The organism is Polyangium jinanense, assembly GCF_028435365.1.
The window spans coordinates 71,559-89,801 of record NZ_JAGTJJ010000048.1 but is presented as its reverse complement, the minus strand read 5'-3'; the positions used below and the strand labels follow the sequence as shown (position 1 = coordinate 89,801).

Sequence of the window (18,243 nt, the reverse complement as noted above, 5' to 3'; positions counted from 1 at the left end):
GAACTGCGCGGAGCGCAGTTCTTCCACCAAAGGTCCAGGGCTTGCCCTGGTTCGGGTCGAGGGGCGAACAGCCCCCGCGGGGTCCGGGGCGGCGCCCCGGCGCGGCGGCCCCATGCACAGGCCTCGTCAGAACTCCGCGACTCGCCCGCCCATCATCACCTTGCGGACCCCGTTGATGACGACGTTGATGTCCGCCAGGGGGTCGCCCTCGACTGCGATGATGTCGGCGTAGTAGCCCACTGCGACCTTTCCGATCTCGTTCTGCGCGCCGATGCTCTCGGCTCCATGGATGGTGGCGGCACGGAGCGCCTCGAGCGGGGTCATCCCGGCCTGCACGAACCAGGCGAGCTCCTTCGTATTTTCACCGAATCCGGTGAACACGGCGTCCGAGCCCATCGCCATCTTCACGCCCACCAGGTGCGCCTGGGTCGCGCTCGCGAGGTTGTCCTGGATGTACGCCTCGAACTTCTGCTCCAGGTCGGGGGCGTAGCCGAAGAACGCGAGGTTGTCCTTGTAATATCGGTTGTGATCGATGGTCGGTACGTAGATCGTCCCCCTGTCGATCATGTTGCCGCAGTCCACCGTGTCGAGGCCCTCCGGGTGCTCGATCGAGTCCGGGCCGGCCATGATGGCGAGCTTGGCCGTGTCCTGGTGGTATGCGTGGATCGCGATGGGCAAACCCTCCTCGTGTGCCGTGTCGACCAGCAGCTTGAGCTCGTCGTACGTGAACGTCGGCGAGCACTCGAGCGTCTGGTCGGTGCACTTGTCGGCCCATACTTTCACGATATCGGCGCCGCGCAGCACCAGCAACTGCACCCAGGCCTTCAGTTCCTGGGCGGGGACCGAGTTCGGGTACTTGTAATTGCTGATCCCGCCCATCGCGGTGAACACACGCGGTCCCGGCGTCTTGCCGGCTTTGATCTCGTCGCGCAGGTTCATCAGGAGAAAGTCGCGGCCTCCCTTGTCGATCGTGGTGGTGACGCCGGTCTTGAGCGTCGCCAGAGCGGCGCCGCGGGCCAGGTCCATGTACTTGTAGGGGTCATTGTTGACCAGCCAGGTCACGCGGCTCCAGGGGAGCGTGCCCGGCTCCTGGTCTGTCTGGTAGGAGAAGTGGACATGTGCATCGACGAGCCCGGGGAGCCCGGTGTACGCCGTCCAGTCGATGACACTGGCTCCGCACGGAATCTGCTTTTCATCCGTGCCGACGTAGCTGATCCGATCTTCGTGGGTCACGACGATCGCGTTGTCGATGACCGAGCCATCCTCGGGATTGACGAGCTTGCCAAACCGAATGGCCTTGTCGGTGGTCATGCATTCGCCGCCGCCGGTGCCTCCGGTGCCGCCGTTGCCTCCGGTGGCACCGGTGCCGCCGGTGCCGCCGTTCCCGCCTGTGCTGCCGGTGCCGCCGGTGCCTCCGGTACCGCCGGCGGCGCCTGTGCCGCCGGTGGGGTTCTCATTTCCCGATCCGCAATGGACCGTCGCAAGGATGGTGAAGGCCAACAAAGACGCTCGAGAAGCTAGTTTCCACATGAGAGCCACCTCATTCTGTCGATTGCCGAACGGAGTGGGGAAGGCCGAGGTCGCGGTTGCCTCGGCTCCCCCACAAGTCACTGCGGGCGCCCTACCGGCGCTTCAGGGGCAGGGGCCTGCGTACGGGTAGCCATTCGCGTTGGCGCACGTGGCCGCCTTCGACGACGACAGCGCGGCGAACGTGACGTCGGCGCAGCCATTGACGTTGCCGGTGTGATAGACGTACGTGCCGACCGTGCCCGTGGCGATGGTGTAGCCGGGGTAGGCCGCCTGCCCGCATTGCATGGCCTCGCTCAGCGAGTTGGCCAAGTACACGGCGCTCCCGAGCAGGCAGCCGTAGTAGTTTTCGATACCCACGGAGAAGTACTGCGACTGCGACCCGGCCGTCTGCCCCGAGCACGTCTGCGGGGGGCATTCGCCGCAGTCTTTCGCGCAAGATTGGCAGCTCTCGTTGTTGTCGCAGACGCCGTTGCCGCAGCACGAGCCGCAGTCTTGCTGGCACGAGGCGCACGTCTCGCCGACGCTGCCATTGCAGACGCCGTTGCCGCAGCAACCGCCGCAATCTTGCGAGCAATTGCCACACCACTCGGAGCCATTGCAGACCCCGTCGCCGCAATTGCAGTCGGACGGGCAGCTCGACGGCGTCTCGCCCTCGTTGCACGCGCCGTCGCCGCAGCCGACCACCATGCACTCGCCGAACCACTTGCGGCACAGGCCGTACTGCGTGTCGTTGGGGAAGCACACCTTCCCGTAGCCACGGTTGTAAATCGCGCCTTCCGTGAACTTCGTCTTCTGCACGCCGCCGTCATCGGACAGCCGGCACTCGACCGAGCGTCCGTCGGGCAGCGTCGCCTCGCCAAACCAGCGCCGGCACACGCCCGCGGCGCCGTTGCCCGGCACGCACGCCTGGTTGCCCCCCGGCGAGAACACCGCGTCCGACGGGCCCGCCATGTCGGCCCCGCCGTCGTTGAAGACCCGGAAGAGCACCGGCGTGTGGCTCGGGTCGGTGGTTTGGCAGCGGCCGAACCACTTGCGGCAGGTGCCGCCCGGGGTGCCATCGGGCACGCACGCCTGGCCCGAGCCGCTCGCAAGGTAAATCGCCTGCGACGGCCCGACCATGTCGGTGTAGCCGTCGTTGAACACGTAGCACTCGACTCCCTGCCCAATCGGCAGCGTCGCGCACTGGCCCGGCACGCCCGCCGCGCCGCACGCCTGCCCATAGGGGCACGAGCCGCCGGTGCAGATGCCGCCGCAGCCGTCGGGCGCCCCGCACGCCTTGCCCGAACACTGGGGCGTACACCCACACTGGGCGTACACGCCGCCGCCGCCGCAGGTCGTGCCCGCCGGGCAGGAGCCGGCGCTGCACTTGCCGCCGCAGCCGTTGGACGCCCCGCACACCTTGCCCGTACAGTTGGGCACGCACGGGTCGGGGTCGCCGGGCGGCGGTTCGCACGTCTCGCAGGTGGCGGCAGCGCTGTACGAGTCGACGTTTTCGTCTTCGAGCGGAGCGTCTTCGGGCGTAGCGCCGCACGCGCCGGCGACAAGCGCACCCGCGACCAAGGCCGCCGCGACGCCGAGCACGCCCCGGTGCGAGCCCCTCCGGGGACCGGGAGAACTCGAGCCGACGGGTCCCGTCGCGCGCTGCGGATCCCCGCCCTCGATGCCATCCGAAGGCGCGACCGATTTGCGAGCCGTCCCGAAGATGGCCGAGAGCACCGAGAAGGAACGCTTGGAATCGATGTGCGGTTTCATACGTGCAAGCTCCCCGATAGGCCATGCGTCGCGACGTCGTAGGTCTCGGCTGGCCAAGTCGAACGGGAGTTTGGGAGCGGGGGCGTGACTGAAGCGTGACAGGAGACGGCAAGCAGATTTTCGTCGCGCTTCCGCGCCGATGGCTCGGTTCCTCACGGGAGCGCGCAGCGTGATCACGAGCCGCTCGCCCGACACCGACCCGCATCGCCGGTTGCTGCTCGATGGTAGCGGCCTGACCAAAGGTAGGGCTAGACTCGGCACCGCATCCTTAATCGCCCCCGCCTCCCGTCGCGCGACGCGCTGGAGGCATCCCAGGTGACCGCGCCACGTGCACTCTCAGGGCAGCTCCACAAAAGTGATCATGGACTGGCGTCTCTTCGTGCTGGGAGAGGTCCGCCTCGTCGGCCCCTGCGGTCCGGCAAGGCTCGAAAAGAAGGCGTTCGGGCTCCTTGCCTACCTGGCGGTCGAGGGGGAGACGCCGAAGTCCAAGCTCGCCGGGCTGTTGTGGTCCGACTCGCCCGAGGCGACGGCGCGGGCCAACCTGCGGCAACTCCTCCGGCGGCTGAAGATGGCGACCGGCGACGTGCTCGTGAGCGGCGCCGATCCGCTGGCTCTGGCGGCCTCCGTGGACGCGGACGTGAGCGCGCTGCGAGGCGCGCGCCGCACGGAGCTCGCAGCGCGCGCCACCGAGCTGCCGTTGGGCCGGCTGCTCGGTCAGCTCGAGTTCGACGACGCACCGCTGTTCGACGAGTGGCTGCACAGCGCGCGAGCGAACGTGGACGCCGCACGACGTCAGGCGATCGCCGCCGCGATCGACGAGCACGAGCGAAGCGGTCGTCTCACCGACGCGCTCGCGCTCGCGGCGCGCGCCGTGGAGCTCGAACCGTGTTCGGAGGACGCGCACCGGCAGCGAATGCGCCTGCTTTATGCCGCGGGAGATCGTGGCGAAGCGCTCGCGGCCTTCCAGCGCCTACGCACGATGCTCGGACGGGACCTCGGCATCGAGCCTTCGCGCGCCACGACCGAGCTCGCCCGCGAGATCGCGCGATCCGCCGAGCAACGAGGGCCGAGGTCCGCGCCGCCCGCGAGAGCGATCCCCCTCTCCGTTCTCCGGCCTCCGGAGCTCGTGGGCCGCGAGGAGGTGTGGGCGCGCATGGAGGCGGCTTGGGCCGCCGGCCAAGCCATCATCATCGGCGGTCCGCCCGGCATCGGGAAGAGCCGTCTCATGCACGATTTCCTCAACGCGGTGGCAAGGCCGTTCTTCTTCACGGCCCGCCCCGGCGATCGCGCCGTGCCCTACGGGACGCACGCGCGTGTGTACAGCGAAATGATGGTGAAGATCGACGCGGCGAAGCTCGCTCCCTGGGCGCGCGCCGAGCTCGCGCGGATCGTGCCGGGGCTGGGGCAGGCGCCGGGGCCAATGGAGAGCGAGGCGGACAAGTTACGCATGCTCCAGGCCAAGGTCGAAGCGCATCGCCTCGCGGCGCGCGAAGGCTACGACGCGTTCGGCTTCGACGATATCCAGTTCGTGGACGCCGCGACCGCGGAGGCCGGGCAGTACGTGATGGAGCAGTTGTTCCAGGACCCGACGGTGAAGCTTCGCGCCGTGCTCTGCTATCGCGCGGGCGAATTGCCCGAGGCGATCATGGCGGCCATCCGCGAGGGTGTGGCCTTTGGCCTGGGGATCCACATCGAGCTCGATCCGCTCCCCCCGGCCGGCGTGCGGCAGCTTCTCGGGAGCCTCGACGTGCCCGGCATCGCCGACATGGCCGACGCGATCACGAGCTACGCGGGCGGCAACCCGCTCTTCGTGCTCGAGACCGTGAAGCACGTGATCGCGTCGGGTACGCTCTCGCGCGCCGAAGTCGCGCGCATGCCCCCCGGCCGTATCGGCGTGGTCCTCGAACGCACGCTCTCGCGCCTGTCGGAGCCGGCGTTGCAGATGGCGCGCGTGCTCGCGCTGCTCGGCTCGAACTTCACGCTCGCGAGCGCGTCAGCCGCGCTCGAGGCCAGCGCCGCTGCCACCGCCGCTTGCTGGGCAGAGCTCACGGCCGCGCACGTCGTGCATGGCATGGGCTTCAGCCACGATCTCATCGGGGAAACCGTCCTCGCGACGCTCCCGCGCCCCGTCGAGGTGCTGCTGCGCCGCCGGCTGGCAGTGGCACTCGAAGCGCTGGGCGGAGACCCTGCCCTCGTGGCCGAGCAGTGGCGCGGCGCAGGCGAACCGTGCATGGCAGGTCGAAAGCTGATGGATGCGGCGACGTCGTCCCGCAGCGTCTTCTTGCCACGCGAGGCCGCGGTCTTCTACGAGCGCGCCGCCGAGGCATTCCGCGAGGGCGGCGACCTGGTCGCGGCGAGCGAGGTGTTCAAGATGCGCGATCGGCTCCTCCAGCCGGCGGGGGCCGCCGTCTAGACGGGAGGCGCTTCGCCGGGGCGCCGCCCCGGACCCCGCGGGGGCTGTTCGCCCCTCGACCCGAACCAGGGCAAGCCCTGGACTCGTGGTGGAAGAACTGCGCGGTGCGCAGTTCTTCCAACAGGCCCGTGGAACCGCGTTGCCAGTCGAAAAGGCAGCGCGGCTGTCTTGATTGGCAGGATCGTCGCTGGTCTTGCCTCGACCTGTTCGATGAACTGCGCATCGCGCAGTTCATCGACCCCGGGTCCAGCGCTTGCGCTGGTCCGGGTGCAGGGGCGGACAGCCCCTGCTGGGGCCTGGGGCAAAGCCCCAGCGCAGCGCCTCCCAGATGAGACCCATGCTCCGCTGCAGGAGCTGCGTCAGGCGCCCTGTGCCTGACCTTCGGTCGTTTCGCTGCTGGCTTCGTCGCCTTCGTCTGTGTCTGCGATTGCGAGGGCGGACCTCGTGCGAACCTCGTCGAAAAAGAGCTCTTGCGTGACCTTGTCCCGCGGAAGCTCGGCCTGGACGCGGGCCATCACCTCGGCGTACATCGTGAGGAACTTGTCCTTCGCTGCGTTCCGAGCTGCGCGGAGATCTCGTGCCTTTTGGACGGCGTTCTGACGGTTCTCCAGGGCGGCCTGATAACGCTGCCGGAATGCGCTGATCTCGACCTTCTCGGCCTCGGCTTCCGACCACAACGATTGGGCGGCGGCGAGCCGCCCTTCGAGATTGATCATGGCCTCGACCTGCGAGGGGCCGACGAGCCGGGTGATCGGGGCGGATCCCTCTGGGAAGACCAGGCTTGCGATTCGCCCGTTTCGCTTGCTGTCGGCGATCTCGATCTTTTGCTGCGAGAGCCGGATGCGCCGATCGGAGAGGTAGTTCTCGTATTTGATGTCGACGCGCCTGGGGAGAATGGCCTTGACGGCCTTCTCGTACTCCGCCTGCGCTGCCGCGAGCTCGGCGGCTCCTGCGCTCATCTTTTCTTCGAGCGCGACGAATGCGGGATGGGAAGAGAACTTGCCGAACATGCACACGGAGTGGCTGGCGAGATCGAGGCACTTCGAGACGGGGGTGTTCCGCATGGGCGATTGCATCGAGGCTCCTCCTGGAAGGGGACACGCGCCGGGGAAGCAGGAGTGCTCGGGGCACGTGGGTTTCGTGGGTGCGGGTCGTGAGCACCGCGCGGGCTGTTCGACGCTGCGGCGGAACTTTTTCTGTCCGACTGATTCTTGCTCTCGTGAGGTGGGGGGAGAAGCGACGCCCGCGGCTGCGCCCATGCAAATCGAGCGCGAGCGCCTGCGCGGTCGTCCTTGCACCGGCGCGAAGGCGCCCGGTACACGTGCACAGCGCGGGATGCACTGGCGCAAACGCGGCTGTGACGCCGTGATCCGCGCCCTCGCGTCGATGCAAACGCCGAAAGGAACACGTCAGGGCGACGCTCGGACGCGCGCAAGTGCTCCCGCGCCGCGTGCTCGACGTCCCTTGAACCCGTGCAAGGCACTCGGCGCAGGTCGTTTGGAGCACCTTGCACGCGTGGAACACCCACCGAGCAGCTGCCATCGGGCGATTTGCACGCGTGCAAGGCGCGTGGCATACGAGGCTCTCAACCCCATCTTCCGAATTTGGCCAAACAGCAGGCGCGCATTCCCACTCGACCAAGCGCCTCGGAAACGCTCACGACCGACAGAGGCCTGACCATCATGTGGAACCGCTCGGCAATCCATGTGGCGTGCGCCTGTGCTCTTCTGGCCATGCCCGCGTGCGGCGGCATGAACCAGAAGGAAGCCACGGCGCCCGGCGACACCGCACCCACGGTGCCGAAGACCGATCCCGCTCGAACGCAGACGCCGGCCGCGCCCAATCTGCTCGTTGCCCTCGACCAGGGACTGCGCCCCAACGTGATCGCGCGGGACGATGCCATGCCGCGCTGGTCCTTGGCCGAGCGCATGCGTCACTACAATGTGCCCGGGGTGGCCGTCGCGGTCCTGAGGAATGGCGAGGTGGTGCAGGCGGTCGGTTATGGCGTGCGCGAGAGCGGCACACAGGACAAGGTCGATGGCGATACGCTGTTCTCGGTCGGGTCGATCAGCAAAGTGGTGACGGCGGCGACGACGCTGCGGTTGGTCGCGCAGGGGCAGCTGGATCTGGACCGCAACGTCGACGATTACCTGAAGCGCTGGAAGCTACCGACCTCGGCCGAGATGCCGAAGCCGCAGGTGAGCCTGCGCATGCTGATGTCGCATACTTCGGGGCTGGGCGTGCACGGATTCGCGGATTACCAGCCCGGCGAACCGCTGCCGACCCTGGTGCAGGTGCTCGACGGGCAGAAGCCGGCCAAGGGCCAGGCGGTGCGGTTCGAACACACGTCGGGGCTGCTCAACGATTACTCGGGCGGCGGCGTCACGGTGGAGGAGGTGGCGCTCGAGGACGCGACGGGCAAATCGCTGCGGCAGCTGGCCGAGGAGCAGGTGTTCGTGCCGCTCGGCATGCGGCGAAGCACCTTCGAGAGCCCGCTGTCGGCCGAGCGCGGCAACATTGCCAAGGCGCACGACGGCAATGGCGCACGGACTGCGTTGCCGCGTGGCTTTCAAAGTTTCGCCGAGACCGGGGCGTCTGGCTTGTGGACCAGCGCGTACGATCTGGGGCGGTTCGTATGCGGCTTGATCAAGAGCTACCAGGGACGCGCCGACTTCCTGCCGCAGCCCCTGGCGACGGCAATGATGACCGAGGTATCGCCGAGCGTGTTCGGCCTGGGGCCGCGCCTGGGCGGCACCGGCGTGGGCCGACATTTCTTCCACATGGGCGCCAACGATAGCTACCTGGCCTTCATGGAAGGTTATCCGGAAACGGGCGACGGCTATGTGATCCTGACCAACGGCAGCAAAGGCGGCCAACTGGCCGTCGAGATTCGCAACGCGCTCGCCGACGCGATCGGCCTGGGCGCGCATCCGCCGCTGCGCACCGTGTCGCTGCGTGTGCCGCCGTCGCCGGACTACGCGGGCCGCTACCGGCTCGACGCTGCCGTGCCGATGGACCTGCGCCGCGCTTTGGCCGACAGCTTCGAACACGACTCCATCCAGGTGCGGATTGCTGGCGACGCGATCGAGCTCGCGGTGCCGGGCCAGGACAAGCCGATGCCGCTGCTGCCGCTGGGGCCGGCGCAGTTCGTGCAGGCCGGCCTCTACATGTACGTATTCGATTTCCGCCGCGACGCCTGGGGCAAGGTGCGCGGGGTGACGGTATCGATCCCCGAAGCGGATTCGGTGGCGTACTACACCCGTGAGTGATTCCGCCTACGCGCTCCCGGCCGCGCCGAGGAACTCGTTGGTCGATCGCATCTTCGCATAGGCGAACCCGAGCGCCGCCATGAACGCCGCGTGGGCGTGCGCTGCGGGGACCCGCACGCCGTTGAACTCCAGATCACGCGAGGCGCAGGCGTCGTGAATGACCGTGACGGCGTAGCCGAAGTCGGCGGCCGCGCGCGTCACGGCATCGATGCACATGTGGCTCATGCTGCCGCAGATCACGACCTCGGTGATGCCATGGCGGTCGAGCACCGCCTTGAGGTCGGTGTCCCGGAACGAATTGATCTGGTGCTTCACCACGACATGCTCATCGTCCCGATTGAGCACCTTCGGGTGAATCTGCGCGCCTTCCGAGCCGGGGGCGAAGAAGGGGGCGTCGGCGCTCGGGAATTCGTGGCGAATGTGGACGACGAGGTCGCCCTTGCTGCGGGCAGCGGCGAGCAGTCGAGCCGCATTGTCGGCGGCGGCATCGGCCCCGCTGAGCGTCCACTTCCCTCCAGGGAAATAATCATTCTGGATATCGACGATGATGAGAGCACGCGCGGCCATGTTTCGATCCTTTCCCCCCCGTAGAGCAACGGCACGTCTACCACGATGCTCTGGATTTGGAAAGGGACGGCCCGCGCCTCCGTCCTCCCAGCCGAGGGCGCTCGACGGATTGGAATGACGAGCTCAGACCCCGGTCTCGGCCTGGATGCGCCCGTTCTTCACCGCGGCCACCAGCGCTTGGTGGTCGCGCTCCGTCTGGTCGGCGTAGGCGCTCGCGAATGCGGCGGTCGCCTTGTCGAAGGAGTCCCCCTTCCCGAGGTAGGCCGCGATCGCGATCCGATCGCCCGAGCGCGCATGCGCACGCGCCAGGGTCCAACCGCAGAGACTGCCGTACGTCGTCAATGCGGCCCGATCCAGCGAGGCGATGTCCACCGAGAACTTCCAGTCGCGTAGCTGGCGCACGTAGAAGTCGCGCTCGATCCCGCCTGTGCCCTTCACGCGCTGCCAGCCGAGGAAGATGTCGCTCGCGGCCTGCATCAGCCGCTGGCCCACCACCACGCGCTGGCCGCTGTTGGGGTATCCGCTCTTGCCGAGGAACGGCTCGAGGGCCGACGCATGCGCCTCCTTCGCTTGCAGGAAAAGCGGGTCCTTGTTGTCACGGCCGAGAAGCAAAAGGATCCAGGCGCGCGCGCCGACACTCCCGACCCCGACGACCTTGTGGGCCATGTCCGCGAAGTCGTACTCCTCCAGCAGGTGCCGCCGATCGGCCTCGAGGGTCGAGCGGTAGCCGCGCAGGAGCTCGCGCACCTGCTGCTCGAGCTGCTCGCGGGCCGGGCCCTTCAGGAACTCATCCATCGGGACGATCAAGGGAGGATCGCTGATGATTCGCCGCCGGCCGCCGACCTCGTGCGTCAGCTTCTCGTAGGCATGAATGCTGTCCTTCGTCCGAGCCTTCGCGAGGTTGTGCTCGGTGACGTGCAGACGCTTGTGACCTACCCGCGAGCCGAACTGGTGGAACACCTGCTCGGTGTCGAGGCTCGCGTACCAGACGTCGAGGTTGCCGAGCTGTCCGAAATTCCGCATGGCCTCGCGGTATTCGCGAACGGTCGTCTGGACGATGTCCGAGCGCGCCGACTTCGACAAACCGTTGTCGCGCCCGGCGAGCTCCAGGCTCGCGGCCAGCCGCTTCACATCCCAGTCCCACGGTCCCGGCAGCGTCTCGTCGAAATCGTTGATGTCGAACATCATGCGCCGCTCGGGGGAACCGAAGACCCCGAAGTTCGAGAGGTGTGCGTCGCCGCAGAGCTGTACCCTCAGGGCCGAGCGCGGGGCGGTGGCCAGATCGGAGGCCATGATGTACGCGGCGCCGCGGTAAAACGTGAACGGCGAGACCAGCATCCGGCCGTAGCGGATCGGCACGAGCTCGGGCACGCGGGTCTTTACTTGCTCCTCCAAAAGCGCGATTGGATCGGGCCGGTGGGGCGGCGCCTCCCAGGTCGCGTGGGCGGCGCGTGGAATCTCCGCGCGCGTTGCCTTGCCGCGCGCCGCGCGCTCCTCGGCGGAGAGGTGCGGCATCGCCCACTCCCCCATACCCGTTACGGATCCCTCGATTGATGATCTATCGATGGTGGCGATCTCCGTCATCCGTCCCTCCCTCGGCGCTCCTCCCACGGCCGGACGGGACGCGCCGTTCCGATCCTCGCCGGTCCGTCCGACACACGCGCGATGCTCAAGGGCCCATCGTGCGCCGCACATCGATCATCGCCTGCTGGCTCACCTTCATAGCGCCCTCCTGCGGGTGGTCGAGGTCGGCAGTCAACATCAGGACGACCGAGAGGCTCATGACCACCGTCGCGAGCGTGGGGGACCGGGGCGTCTTGACCAGACCGGCGTGATAACCCACGGCCAAAAGGTTCAGGATCGCGATCAGGTAGAGCGCCGCCCACAGGGCGTCTGGAATACCGCCCCGAACGGCGACCTTGACGCGCATCGCGTGGAGCTCGATCGTCCTGTTCAGCGACTGGATGAAGAGCCCCACGACGGTCGACTCGGGTTGGTCTCGTCCGACGGACTCCGCCTCTTTCCACAGCTCCCGGTGCAGCTCCTCCGAGCGCCGCAATGCGTGCTCGACGTTTCCGAGCCTCACCGCCTCCAGACGCACGTCCACGTATTCACGCAGCATCTCGCGGACCTTCGCGCCGCGGTCGCCGGGGAGCAGGCCGGCGCGCAGGTAGGTCGTCTCGATGGTATTGGCCTCGTCCACGACGATCTGTTTCCTGGCCTCGAAGCGGTTCGCTGCGAGATTGAACGTGAATGCCAGGACGAGCGCCAGCAAGCCCATCGTGGTCGTGACCAGAGCGAGCACGTGGGCCCCGTGCTCCTGCTCGGATCGACGCAGCCGGTACGTTCCCAGCCGATAGCCGCCCTCGACGGCGAGCAGGAGGGTCACGATCGTGCCCCCCAAGAGCATCCAGAGCGGAAATTGGTCGAGCGGTCCAGCCGCGAACATGGGTGCACCTCGCTTCAATCACGACGTTTTGCCGTCGCGAAGACGGAGCATGTCGTCGCGGCGCCGGCACGGGCGGTCGCCTTCCGTCCGATAGCCCGGCTGGCACTTGGCTTTATGGCCGCGATCCCTGGCGTGAGGTCAACCAAGCCAAGCTCGATCTGTCAAGTTCTTTCACCGAGGTTGTGCCCGCGTTCCGCTGACGAGAGCCCATGTGGCTCCGTTGCCGGCAGAATTGGTTTGTCCACGGAAGGCGCTGCGCTGGGGCTTTGCCCCAGGCCCCACCGGGGCTATCCGCCCCTGGACCCGGGGCCTACGCAAGCGCTGGACTCGGGGTCGATGAACTGCGCGATGCGCAGTTCATCGAACAGGCCAGGTCAAGACCAACGACGACCCTGCCCGTCGCCAGCGTGCAACGCACCTTCCTGGTCTTGCCACCGGCCTGTTGGAAGAACTGCGCATCGCGCAGTTCTTCCACGAACGGTCCAGGGCTTGCCCTGGTCCGGGTCGAGGGGCGGATAGCCCCCGCGGGGTCCGGGGCAGCGCCCCGGCACGGCGGCCCCAAGAAGAGACCCATCCTCAGCACCCCATCAAAACAACGTGAGCTGCTTCCTCCGCGGATCCGGCCCCTTCTTCGGCAGATCGGCCCTCTCCTCGGTGAGGAGCCGCTCCTCGATCTCGCGCAGGAACGGCGAGGCCTCCGTCGCCGCGGGTTTGCCGTGACGCACGCGTTCACGCGCGTAGGAAAGGAACAGGCGTTCACGCGCGCGCGTCATGCCCACGTAAAAGAGCCTGCGCTCCTCGGCCACGTCGGCCTCTTCCTCGCGACCTTTGAATCGTAATGGCAAGAGACCGTCCTCGCAGCCCACGACGAGCACCACCCGAAACTCGAGCCCCTTCGAGGCGTGCAGCGTGAGCAGCGAGATCCGATCCGCCCGCGGATCCCACGTGTCCACCTCCACCTCGAGCGCCACCTCCAAGCGGAATCGCTCCGCGTCTTCCCCCGACCGCGCCGCAATGACGAGCAGCACCGCGAGCGCCGCGTCGACGTCCGCCTCTCGGAACGACGGCGCCTCCTCGCCCTCCCCCGGCGTCTTCGAGGCTGCGTCCTCGGGCTCCTGCGGCGCCGCGATCTCCTCCCGCACGCGCGCCGCCGCGGACTCCAGCGAAGGCGCGAGCGGCGTGCCCTGCGTGTATGTCGCGACGAACGACCGCACGATTGCCATCGCCGCCGCCCGCTCCAGCACCCGATCGTGCGTGCGCCGCTGGAATGGCATCCCCGAGCGCCTCAACGCCTCGACGAGTGCGTGTGCCTGCGCGTCGGTGCGATACAGGATCGCCACGTCGCCGAAGGCGTGGCTCCCCTCCCCTTCCGTGGATTCGACACGACCCGAATCCATCGAAAAGAGCGAGGTACCGCCGACGAGGCGCTCGATCACGTGCACGACCCACTCGGCCTCGGCGCGCTCGGTCCGCGCCTCGTGGATCACGATGCGGCTCCGATCCTCGATGAGCGGGCGGAGCACGCGCTCGCCGACCGTCGGCGAGGGCGCGATGACGCCGAGCGCGGCGTCGACGATCGTGCGCGTCGAACGATAGTTTTTCCCAAGGCGCACCACGCTCGCCGCGGGGTAATCCTCCCGGAATCGAAAAAAGAACGAGACGTCCGAGCCGCGGAACCCATAAATGGCCTGATCCGGATCGCCGATCGCGCAGACGTTTTGCGCCTCGCCCGCGAGGAGGAGCAGGAGGCGGTATTGCCGTTCGTCCACGTCCTGGAACTCGTCGACCGAGACGTGCACGAAACGCTCGCGCAAGGCCGCGAGCACGTCGGGGCGGGATTCGAGAAGCTCGACCGCGAGCGTGACGAGGTCGTCGAAATCGACGAGGTTCCGCGCGGCGAGCCCCTCCTCGTACGCGGTCCACGCACGGTCGAGATCGGTCCCCGGGGAATACTCTTCCGGAAACCGTTGCAATGCCTCGGCCCGCCGCGCCACGCGCCGCTTCCACCGCGAGATCGCCGTGCAGAGCTGCGTCGCTTTGCGTTCGGTCACGGAAAGCGCCTCGGCGACGAGGCCGACCCGCTCCCGCTCCCCCGCAATGCCGATCTCCGCGCGGTCGCCATGATCACGCAGGATCAAGAGCCCGAGCGCGTGGAACGTCATCGCCGGCACGCGCTCTCCCGCTTCGCCGAGGAGCACCACGAGCCGCTCGCGCATCTCGTCCGCGGCGCGGCGCGTGAACGTGATGGCCAGGATCCGCTCGGGTGGGACGCCTTGATCGTGGACGAGGTGCGCGATGCGATGCGTGAGCGTGCGTGTCTTGCCCGTGCCCGGACCCGCGACGACGAGCAATGGCCCCCGCACGACCTCGGCCGCCGCGCGTTGATCGGGATCGAGGCCGTCGAGCAAGGACGGGGGCGTTTCCGGCGCCGCATTCGACTCGACGCGCGGCGCAAACAGCGTGACCTCCGGCTCCTCCTCCGTCGTGGCTTTTTTCTTGCGGCCGGGCTTTTCCGCGGAGCGCGCTGATTTCTTCGGCGCCGGCGTCGGGCTCGGCTCGTCCTCGAAGAGGGGCGCGACCACGAGGCGGCGCTTGATCTCGTCCGGCGAAAAGAGCCGGATTGTCCCGTAGAGGCCGTCATATCCGGCCTCGCGGATCACGCGCCCCTCGCGCATCCGCGCGATTCCCTCCGAGAGGAGCGACGAACCCGCCCGCGTGATGTCTTCGAGCGGCGCCTCTTGCAGAATGAAGAGCTCCGGCCCGAGCCGGGACAGCAGCCCCCGATAACTCTGCTCCACCACCTGGCTCGACGGCCCCACGGATGCGAGCTCGGCGAGGACCTCCGGCAGCGGGACGACGCTCCGAAAATCGGGGGGATTCTCCGGCCTGTATCCTTCGTCGCGGTCGGCGAGCGTCTCGACGCGATGGAGCACGCCCACCGTCACGGGGCGCCCGCAGGTCGGGCACATCTCGCCGCGGGCGAGCGTCTCCGAGGGTTCGAGGCGCACGCCGCACGCCCGGTGCCCGTCGAGGTGGTATTTGCCCTCCTCGGGGAAAAACTCCATCGTCCCGACGAACCCCTCGCCCGTCTCCAGGGCGTGGCGGAGCGAGAAATAATCGATGGGACCGTCGAAAACCGTGGTCTCGCGCCCGAGCTTCGGCGGCGAGTGCGCGTCCGAGCTCGACACGAGGCGGTAACGGTCGAGCCCGGAGAGCCGCCAGTTCATCGCCGGATCCGAGGACAAACCGGTCTCCAGCGCGAAGACGTGCGGGGCGAGATCCCCGTAAGCCTCCTCCACCGCGTCGAACCCAGCCTTCGAGCCGAGCACGGAAAACCAGGGCGTCCAGATGTGCGCCGGCACGAGATAACTCCCGGGGCTCGACGCGAGCACCATCTCGAGGAGGTGCCGCGAGTCGAGGCCGAGGATGGGCCGGCCGTCGGCGTTCAGGTTGCCGACGCGCGCGAGGGCCGCGACGAACCGCTCGGCCGCCTCGAAATCGGGCACGTACACGAGGTGATGCACCTTCCGGACGCGCTCGCCTTTCTTGTAAATGGTCGAGATCTCGACCGAGAGCATGAACCGCACGGTCCCCCGGCAAGGCCCTTCGAGCCGCGCCGAAACGGCCTGCTCGACATCACTCTGCAGCCGAAAAAGCCCCGGCTCGGCCGGTACGAGCTGCCGCTTGAGCTCCGCCATCCAGGCCGGATGCGTGAAATCGCCCGTGCCCACGACCGTGATCCCCTTCCGCCTCGCCCACCAGGCGAGGTGAAACAGGTCACAGTCCGAACTCGTAGCGCGAGAGTACCTCGAATGGACGTGGAGGTCTGCGTGGTATCGCATGTTTGTCTCTCGGGAACCCCTACGCCGCACCTAGCCGAGATCCTAGGCCTCGTCAAGCGGGGAAGGTTCGAAATGGTTTGGCGACCTGGAACCTCAGGTTTGGCGCCATGGAACCAGACGCGGCGGAGGTTTTACCGGAAGGACCGCCCCATCCAGAGATAGAACCCGGCGAACACGGCGACGAAGAGGCATGCCCGAAGCCGCTCGCAACCGATCGCAGGAGGGCCGTTGTTCGGCCGTTGTGAAAGGTTCGTTTCCCTGATACGCACGAAAGTGGTCCGGATGAGCGACGATCGATACCACCGCCGCCTCTTCGTGTTCCTCGGCGTGGCGAGCTTCTTCGAGGGGTTCGACACCTTCGCCCTCACCCAGCTCCTGCCCGCGATCCGCGCCGAAATGGGCCTCTCGCCGAGCGACGCCGGCTGGCTCGTCGGGGCCATCTGCGCCGGCTCGATCCTCTCCTACGGCCTCGTCCGGTACGCCGACCGCGCCGGGCGGCGCGGCGTCCTCGCCGTCACGATCCTCGGCTACGCCCTCTGCACCGCGCTCACCGCGCTCGCCCGCGGACCGTTCACCTTCGGCGCCGCGCAGATCGCCGCGCGGTTTTTCCTCATCGCCGAGTGGGCCCTCTCTCTCGTCGTAGCCGCCGAGGAATTCCCCGCCGATCGCCGCGGCCTCTACATCGGCGTTCTCAATGCGCTGACCGGCGTCGGCGCCATCGTCTGCGCGGGGATCACGCCCGCCGTGGTCCAGTCGCCCCTCGGCTGGCGAGGCATCTACGTGCTCGGCACCGCGCCCCTCTTCCTGCTCGCCGTCGCCCGCAGATCCCTGCGCGAGACGCGCCGCTTCACCGAACAGGTCGAGGGCACGAGCCTCGCGAAGCGGCCGTTCACGCAGATCCTCTCCCCGCCCCACCGAAAACGGATGCTCCTGCTCGCGGCCATCTGGATGCTCACGTACGCGTGCACCACGAACGCGATCATGTTCTGGAAAGAGCACGCGATGGGGGAACGCGGGTACACGGAGGGGCGCGTCGGGCTTTACATCTCGATCGCCGCCGTCGCCGGGCTGCCGCTCGCATTCCTCTCCGCGAAGCTGCTCGACGTCATCGGCCGGCGCAGCGCCTCGATCGTCATTTACCTCTCGGTCGTGGCCGGCACGGTGGGCTGTTATCTCGCCGGAGCCCCTGCGCTCGTCCTGATCTCGCTCGTGCTCGCGATGGGCGGCATCACGGCGACGGGCTCCGTGCTCGCCGCTTACAACGCCGAGCTTTTTCCCACGGAACTGCGCAGTGACGCTTTCGGGTGGTCGAACCACCTTTTCGGTCGCACCGCGCAAGTCGTCACGCCCGTCGTCGTCGGGTACGCCGCCGAATCCGTGGGATGGGGCAAGGCCGTGTCTTCCACCGTCGTCTTCCCGGTGATCGCCCTCGCCCTGATCCTCCTCACATTGCCGGAGACGCGTGGTCGCGAGCTGGAGGATATCGCCTGAATCGCGTGCTATCGTGCACGCATGGCCGACGCGCCCGAATCCGCCGCGGAGACGAGCCCCCCTGGGCGAGATGCATTCACCGTCCACGCCTACGGTCCGGCCACGCGGACATTGGCGGTGGCGCTCCGCCTCGCCGCGCTCCTCAACGTCCTCTACGTCGCCGCGCACATCGTACGCGATATCGTGACCGGCTCGAAGACCGCGCCGCCGATCGCCGTCGCTTTCGGCATCGCCTTTTTCTCCGGCGGCCCCCTTCTCCTCGCGCTGCTCCTCGGCCGAAACCATCGAGGCAAAGCCGAGGTCGGACCCGCGCGGCTCGCGCTCACGTTACGCCGCGAGCGATTCGAGATTCCCTTCGATGCCATCCAGGCCATCCGTCCGTGGCGCGTGCCGATCCCCGGTCCGGGCCTCCGGCTCGTCCTCGGCTCGAACCGCTCGTTCCAGCGCCGCCTCGTGCTCCCCGATCCCGCGAGCTTGCTCGAAGCCCTGGGCGAAAAACTCCCCGCGGCAAAATCCGCGCTCGATCACCCGGCCATTCGTTTCGCCGAGGCGCGGCGCGCGCTCGGGCGGCGGCGGTGGCCTTATTTCGTGGTGAAATACGGGCTCATCCCGCTCGGCCTCGCGATCATCCTTTTCCGCCTGCACCAGTACATCGTGTATGGCGGGGCCTTCGGGCAATATCATCTCTTTGGCCTCGGCCCGTACCTCGGCGCATTTTTCGTCCGATGGCTGGGTGTGCTCGGCGCGCTCGTCGTGTACGGGGGGCTCGTGCGGCTCGTCGTGGAGGTGCTCGCGCTCGGCGCGACGTACCTGCTCCCGCGTCGCGCCAAGGGGCTGCGGCGCGCCGCCGAAATCGTCGCGGACGTCGCGTATTTCGTCCTGATCCCCGCGTACGTCCTCGCGCATCTCCTCGCCTGATCCGGGAACCCC

Annotated in this window: 11 protein-coding genes; 4 read left to right on the top strand and 7 right to left on the bottom strand. The window is 68.0% G+C overall.

Features of this window, described 5'->3' with window-relative positions:
* Nucleotides 1-126: 126 nt before the first annotated feature.
* Both KEG57_RS42315 and KEG57_RS42310 read right to left on the bottom strand, forming a co-directional pair.
* The gene (locus KEG57_RS42315; RefSeq protein ID WP_272459558.1) at nt 127-1,500 is read right to left on the bottom strand and encodes an amidohydrolase family protein; all 1,374 of its coding nucleotides are present in this window, start codon (nt 1,498-1,500) and stop codon (nt 127-129) included.
* A gap of 132 nt (nt 1,501-1,632) precedes the next feature.
* Nucleotides 1,633-3,282, bottom strand: a complete 1,650-nt coding sequence (locus KEG57_RS42310) for a hypothetical protein (protein WP_272422278.1) — start codon at nt 3,280-3,282, stop codon at nt 1,633-1,635.
* Between the two features lie 361 nt (nt 3,283-3,643).
* Between KEG57_RS42310 and KEG57_RS42305 the strand changes: the two genes are divergently transcribed.
* On the top strand, nt 3,644-5,695 hold the full coding sequence (locus KEG57_RS42305) for an ATP-binding protein (RefSeq protein ID WP_272422277.1): 2,052 nt from the start codon (nt 3,644-3,646) through the stop codon (nt 5,693-5,695).
* Between the two features lie 359 nt (nt 5,696-6,054).
* Here the strand turns inward: KEG57_RS42305 and KEG57_RS42300 are convergent, their stop codons facing one another.
* A complete protein-coding gene (locus KEG57_RS42300; protein ID WP_272422276.1) occupies nt 6,055-6,771 on the bottom strand; it encodes a hypothetical protein in 717 nt (238 codons plus the stop codon).
* Nucleotides 6,772-7,299: 528 nt separating this feature from the next.
* Between KEG57_RS42300 and KEG57_RS42295 the strand changes: the two genes are divergently transcribed.
* Entirely contained in the window at nt 7,300-8,964 is a 1,665-nt protein-coding gene (locus tag KEG57_RS42295; protein WP_272422275.1) for a serine hydrolase domain-containing protein, read from the top strand.
* A 6-nt stretch (nt 8,965-8,970) separates the two neighbouring features.
* On the opposite strand, the gene KEG57_RS42290 is transcribed toward KEG57_RS42295, so the two are convergent.
* The 4 genes from KEG57_RS42290 to KEG57_RS42275 form a co-directional block, all read right to left on the bottom strand.
* Nucleotides 8,971-9,531 (bottom strand): cysteine hydrolase family protein, encoded by a 561-nt coding sequence (locus tag KEG57_RS42290; protein WP_272422274.1) that lies wholly within the window; start codon nt 9,529-9,531, stop codon nt 8,971-8,973.
* Between the two features lie 123 nt (nt 9,532-9,654).
* Nucleotides 9,655-11,046, bottom strand: coding sequence for a DUF2252 domain-containing protein (locus KEG57_RS42285; RefSeq protein ID WP_272459557.1), 1,392 nt, complete (start codon nt 11,044-11,046; stop codon nt 9,655-9,657).
* Nucleotides 11,047-11,200: 154 nt separating this feature from the next.
* Complete coding sequence (locus tag KEG57_RS42280) at nt 11,201-11,980, bottom strand: bestrophin-like domain (RefSeq protein WP_272422272.1); 780 nt, start codon at nt 11,978-11,980, stop codon at nt 11,201-11,203.
* 587 nt (nt 11,981-12,567) lie between these two features.
* Nucleotides 12,568-15,711 carry a UvrD-helicase domain-containing protein gene (locus KEG57_RS42275; protein WP_272422271.1) on the bottom strand — a complete coding sequence of 1,048 codons (3,144 nt, stop codon included), beginning with the start codon at nt 15,709-15,711 and terminating at the stop codon, nt 12,568-12,570.
* Nucleotides 15,712-16,104: 393 nt separating this feature from the next.
* On the opposite strand from KEG57_RS42275, the gene KEG57_RS42270 reads away from it, so the two are divergent.
* Together KEG57_RS42270 and KEG57_RS42265 are read left to right on the top strand one after the other, a co-directional pair.
* On the top strand, nt 16,105-17,313 hold the full coding sequence (locus tag KEG57_RS42270) for an MFS transporter (protein WP_272422270.1): 1,209 nt from the start codon (nt 16,105-16,107) through the stop codon (nt 17,311-17,313).
* Between the two features lie 21 nt (nt 17,314-17,334).
* Nucleotides 17,335-18,231 carry a hypothetical protein gene (locus tag KEG57_RS42265; protein ID WP_272422269.1) on the top strand — a complete coding sequence of 299 codons (897 nt, stop codon included), beginning with the start codon at nt 17,335-17,337 and terminating at the stop codon, nt 18,229-18,231.
* The last annotated feature ends 12 nt before the right edge of the window (nt 18,232-18,243 follow it).